5 protein-coding genes are annotated in these 4996 nt (G+C 53.7%); all 5 read left to right on the top strand.

The annotated features are described in order from the left end of the window. Nucleotides 1-17 precede the first annotated feature (17 nt). Nucleotides 18-1067, top strand: a complete 1050-nt coding sequence (locus AC6F7T_RS12940) for a Y4lR C-terminal helical domain-containing protein (protein ID WP_500719470.1) — start codon at nucleotides 18-20, stop codon at nucleotides 1065-1067. Beyond that, nucleotides 1064-2116 (top strand): cyclic dehypoxanthinyl futalosine synthase, encoded by a 1053-nt coding sequence (gene mqnC, locus AC6F7T_RS12935; protein ID WP_500719468.1) that lies wholly within the window; start codon nucleotides 1064-1066, stop codon nucleotides 2114-2116. The genes AC6F7T_RS12940 and mqnC overlap by 4 nt, the downstream gene beginning before the upstream one ends. A gap of 4 nt (nucleotides 2117-2120) precedes the next feature. After that, the gene (gene hisC / locus AC6F7T_RS12930; protein WP_500719465.1) at nucleotides 2121-3167 is read left to right on the top strand and encodes a histidinol-phosphate transaminase; all 1047 of its coding nucleotides are present in this window, start codon (nucleotides 2121-2123) and stop codon (nucleotides 3165-3167) included. Further along, entirely contained in the window at nucleotides 3160-4386 is a 1227-nt protein-coding gene (gene mutY, locus AC6F7T_RS12925) for an A/G-specific adenine glycosylase (RefSeq protein ID WP_500719463.1), read from the top strand. Before hisC ends, mutY begins: the two co-directional genes overlap by 8 nt. 11 nt (nucleotides 4387-4397) lie before the next feature. Beyond that, the coding region (locus AC6F7T_RS12920; protein WP_500719461.1) for a ribonuclease D at nucleotides 4398-4996 on the top strand (599 nt) is incomplete at its 3' end.

Below are 4996 nucleotides of genomic sequence, written 5' to 3'. Positions count from 1 at the left end.
TCAATCTCTACACACAGATGTTTTACTCAGTAAATGATATGGCGCGCGAAGCAGCTGTGCTGATGCTGTTTCATCCTGATGTCAGAGTCAGGGAGGAGGTCGCAGAGCTGCTTGTCGATGTCGGCGGTGGCGATTTCTCGCCGGTTATGTTGCGTCGTTTGATTATTGCGCGCAATTGGTTCCCGGAAAGTATGCGCAAAAAACTTGATCAGTCAATTAGTAATGCTCGACGGGCACGGGTTGAATGTGCACCTTTGGCTAATCCGGTCAAGGTGCAGGTGTACGCATCGATTATGGATGGCGCCAATGCGCAGTCATTTATGGTGGTACTTCCACGAGGTAAGGGATTTTTAGGATGCTCCCTGTTACTGAAAAATCAGCACGGTGTCGCTGATGCCTTTATTCTGCCTTTAGCAGATAAGGCTCATCTTCGTGAACTGAAGCAAGTGATGAATGCAGAAACGGGCAGTTTAGAAATTTCAAGGTCCTACCTCAATCAGCGTGTTTGTCACGCTCTAGCTGATGGTGCCGCAGCGGGTAAGGTGCCGAGCCACTGGTTGCTGGCCATTGCTGAGCAACTGGGAAGTGATCAATGGAAGGCTGTGGCCTTAGATTGCGAAAAAGAACTGCAGCAACTTACACGTGAAATGCAACAGAAAAAACGCCCTGCTGTTCTGGAAATGAACAAGCAGAAAGCACTGCAGCAGTCATCGCAGTGGTTGGCTCGTCAAGATTTTGCCGCGAGCTGGTTCGAGGATGATGTCGAAGTCGATGATTTGCTCAATAAGTATTTCAATAAAAATTTCGCAAAAAATCCTGAGTATGCCATTTCGCATGTTGTTGATAAGATATTGGAATCGCGGCGACTGAATTGGCAGGAGCGGTTGGTGGTTGCTACTCTTTGGCTTAGGGCCGCGCTAAAGTCGCCGATCTCCTGGGAGCAGATGTATTATGTTGCCGTTACTGTGGCCGACAGATCCGTGCCCTTGAAGCAGATTCCTTTAATGCGAGCCATTGCCGATAACAGTATCGGAGCTTTTTTTGGACGAAAGCGGGACAACTTATGATTTTCGACAGAGAACGCGGTAAAGAAATCACTCGCGAACAGGCCCTCTATTTGCTGACCGAGGCCGATCTGCTGGAAGTCGGGAAGTTGGCTGACGCCATCCGCAAGCGCAAACATCCTCACAACCGCGTGACCTTTGTCGTTGATCGCAATGTCAATTATTCCAATATCTGCGAGTCAAAGTGCCGTTTCTGCGCTTTTTACCGCAATGATGGTGATGCTGACGCCTATCTGCTTGATGACGAAACGATCTTTGCCAAGGTGCAGGAGCTGGTGGATCATGACGGCACCCAGCTGTTGATGCAGGGAGGATTGCACCCGACCCTGACCATCGACTGGTTTGAAGATCTGTTTCGCCGGCTACGGCAGCGTTTCCCCCAGGTGCAGATTCATTCCCTGTCGCCGGCGGAAGTAATCCACGTTGCCAAACTCTCCGGCATCAGCATGGAAGACTGCCTGCGGCGGTTGCAGATAGCGGGGTTGGCGTCGGTGCCCGGTGGCGGCGCCGAGGTGCTGGTGGATGAGGTGCGTCAGGAGATTTCCCCCGACAAGATCGGCTGGCGCCAGTGGGCAAGCGTCATGGAAGAGGCCCATCGCTTAGGGATGCGAACAACCGCGACCATGATGTTCGGCAGCCGCGAAAAGCCCAAGGATATTGTCGAACATTTGTTCCGGGTGCGGGAGATCCAGGAGCGGACCGGTGGTTTTACCGCTTTTATCCCCTGGACCTTTCAGCCCGATAACACCGAATTGGGCGGCGAAAAGGCCGGTGGCGTCGAATATCTGAAGGTGCTGGCGCTGTCACGTATTGTTCTTGATAACATCGACAACATCCAGGCCAGTTGGGTCACTCAAGGGGCCGCAATGGCGCAGGTGGCGCTGTTTTTCGGTGCCAATGATCTGGGCGGCACCATGCTCGAAGAAAATGTCGTCGCCGCTGCCGGCGTGTCTTTTCGTATGTCGCAGCAGGAGATTATCGATCTGGCGCGCGGCGCCGGCTTTATTCCTGCCCGGCGAACGACGGAATATCAGATGCTGGAGGAGTATTAAGCCTATGCTGCCATTACGTAAAAATATCGCCGAAATGGCCGGGTATGTCCCCGGATTCCAGCCGGATGGCGAGGGTTGGATCAAACTGAACACCAATGAGAACCCGTATCCGCCATCGCCGCAGGTGGTTGCGGCAATCTGGGAGGAGCTGGGTGATGATGGTGGCGCATTACGTAAATACCCGGATGCCGGCAGCAAAGAAGCGCGCAGGGTTGCGGCAGAGCTGTACGGGGTTGATCCGTCCTGGGTGATCATGGCCAATGGTTCTGACGAGCTGCTCAATAACCTGATTCGCGCTTTTGCCGCTGAAGGGGAAGAGATCGCCTATGTTCATCCCTCCTATTCCTATTATGCGACCCTGGCGGAGATCCAGGGGGCAACCGTGCGGACCTTCAGCTTGAGCGATGAGGGCCGGATCGACTTTCCTGATCGTTATGACGGTAAGCTGTTTTTTTTCACCAGCCCCAATGCTCCATTGGGCTGTGCCTTTGACAATGACACCATCGCTGCTCTGGCGCGGCGTTGCAGCGGGGTGCTGGTGGTTGATGAAGCCTATGTTGATTTTGCCCGCGAGTCGGCGCTGGAAATGGTCAAGCAATTTGAGAATGTGGTTGTTACCCGCACCTTCTCCAAGAGTTACGGTTTGGCCGGGATGCGGCTGGGGTTGGCGGTGGCGCGCCCAGAAGTCATTGCAGCGCTGGACAAGATCCGTGATCACTATCACCTTGATCGCCTGGCCCTGGTGGCGGCAAGCGCAGCGTTGCAGGATCAGGACTATCTGCGCACCACGGTCGCAAGGATTTGCCGGAACCGTGATGAGGTGCGCGATAAACTGATCAGCTGTGGTTATCAGGTCATACCGTCGCAAGCCAACTATTTGTTTGTCAGTCCCTCTGATGGCAACGGCAAGCGTATTTATGATGCCCTTTATGCCGAAAAAATCCTGGTGCGTTATTTCTCCGATCCGCGCTTAAGTCATGGCGTGCGCATCTCTATCGGAACCGAGGAAGAGATGGCGGCAACCCTGAAGGTGCTGGCTCCCCTTGGTTGATAGTTTTGTTGCGAATGAACCTGACGGCAACCTCATGGGTTTGAACGAAAGCGACAACTGTTTGAGTGAAACGCGTTTTGCCGTGCAAGAGCAAGCCCATCCGGTGGCAGACCTTCCCCCTCCAGCTATGTTGAATGGCCGTTCTCCCGCTGCCTTTGCCCGTGCCCTGCTCGGCTGGTATCAGCAGCAGGGGCGGGATCTGCCCTGGCGCAACACCCGTGATCCTTATCGCATCTGGGTTTCCGAAATTATGCTGCAACAGACCACGGTGGCCACAGTGCTCGGGCGCTATGATCTGTTTCTTCAGCAATTTCCTGCCCTCACCGATCTGGCAACGGCACCAGTGGAACAGGTGATCGATGCCTGGGCGGGGCTTGGTTACTACTCGCGGGCGCGTAACCTGCATGCTGCCGCCGGTCGGATTCAGACTGACTATGGCGGCATTTTCCCGGCAGATCCTGACGTTCTGCAGCAACTTCCCGGGATTGGCCGTTCCACCGCCGGGGCGATTGTTGCCATTGCTTTCGACCGTCCCGCGCCGATTCTTGATGCCAATGTGCGTCGGGTCCTCTGTCGTCTGTTTGCCTTGCAACAGCCACCGCGTTCTGCTGCGGCAGAAAAACAGTTGTGGAGGTGGGCAGAGCTGCTGACACCGGAGCAGCAGGTTCACGATTATACGCAAGCAATGATGGATCTGGGGGCAATGATCTGTCTGCCGAAAAAGCCGCAGTGCGAATATTGTCCAGCGAATCCTTTTTGTCTGGCTTATTGTCAGGGTTTACAACAGGATATCCCGGTCAGGCAGAAGAGGAAAGAGGTGCCAACCCGCTATCAGGCGGTTGTGGTGCTGCACCGGCAGGGGCGGTTGCAGGTACGTCGCCGCCCGGTTGCTGGTTTTCTTGGTGGACTGTGGGAGTTTCCAACCATTGATCTGGAGCAGGGGACAGCTGCAGATGTTATGGTGCGTCGCTTTTTGTCCCAGATGGGATTGACCGGTGATCCGGTCACGGTGGGAACCAGTTACCATATGTACAGTCATTTCAAGCTCGAATCCCTGGTGTGTCTGGTGGATTTAGCCGATAATTTACTGGTTGCGGAAACCCAAAACCAGTGGAAAACCCGAGAGGAACTGGAGCTGTTGGCGCTGCATGGCGCGCACAAGAAGGTGTTTGAAAAGGTTAGAAATGCCCCTCATGTGACTGCAGATCATAAACAATAAGGATAACAAGAATGTCATTACCCACAATTTTAACAACCGCCGCAGAAGTCGCGGATTTTGCCGTCGAGCTTGCCGGGCATGAAACCATCGCCGTCGATCTCGAGGCTGACTCCATGCACAATTATCAGGAAAAGGTCTGCCTGCTGCAATTTACCACCCCCCAGCGCACCGTATTGATCGATCCTTTGGCGATTCCTGATTTAGATTCACTCAAATCGATGTTTGCCAACCCCGACCAGCGCAAGATTTTTCACGCGGCGGATTATGATATCCGCTCTTTGGGGCGTGACTTTGAGATTAGCGTCAGGGGTCTGTTCGATACCATGATCAGCTGTCAGTTCCTCGGCGAGGAGCGTTTTGGCCTGGCTGATGTGCTAAAAAAATATTTTGGCGTGGAACTGAATAAACGATTTCAACGAGCCGATTGGTCACTGCGCCCTTTGTCAGACGACATGATCCGCTATGCCGCTGAAGATACCAGCCATCTGCATGATCTGGCCCGTTTACTTGAAGATAAGCTGGTGGAAAAGGGCAGATTGGCATGGGTCAAAGAGGAATGTGAGCTGCTGGAACAGGTGCGCTTTTCTGCTCAGCAAGGGCCCTTGTTTTT

It is taken from the genome of Pelovirga sp., from assembly GCF_059864205.1.
This window is presented reverse-complemented; position numbering and strand designations above follow the sequence as displayed.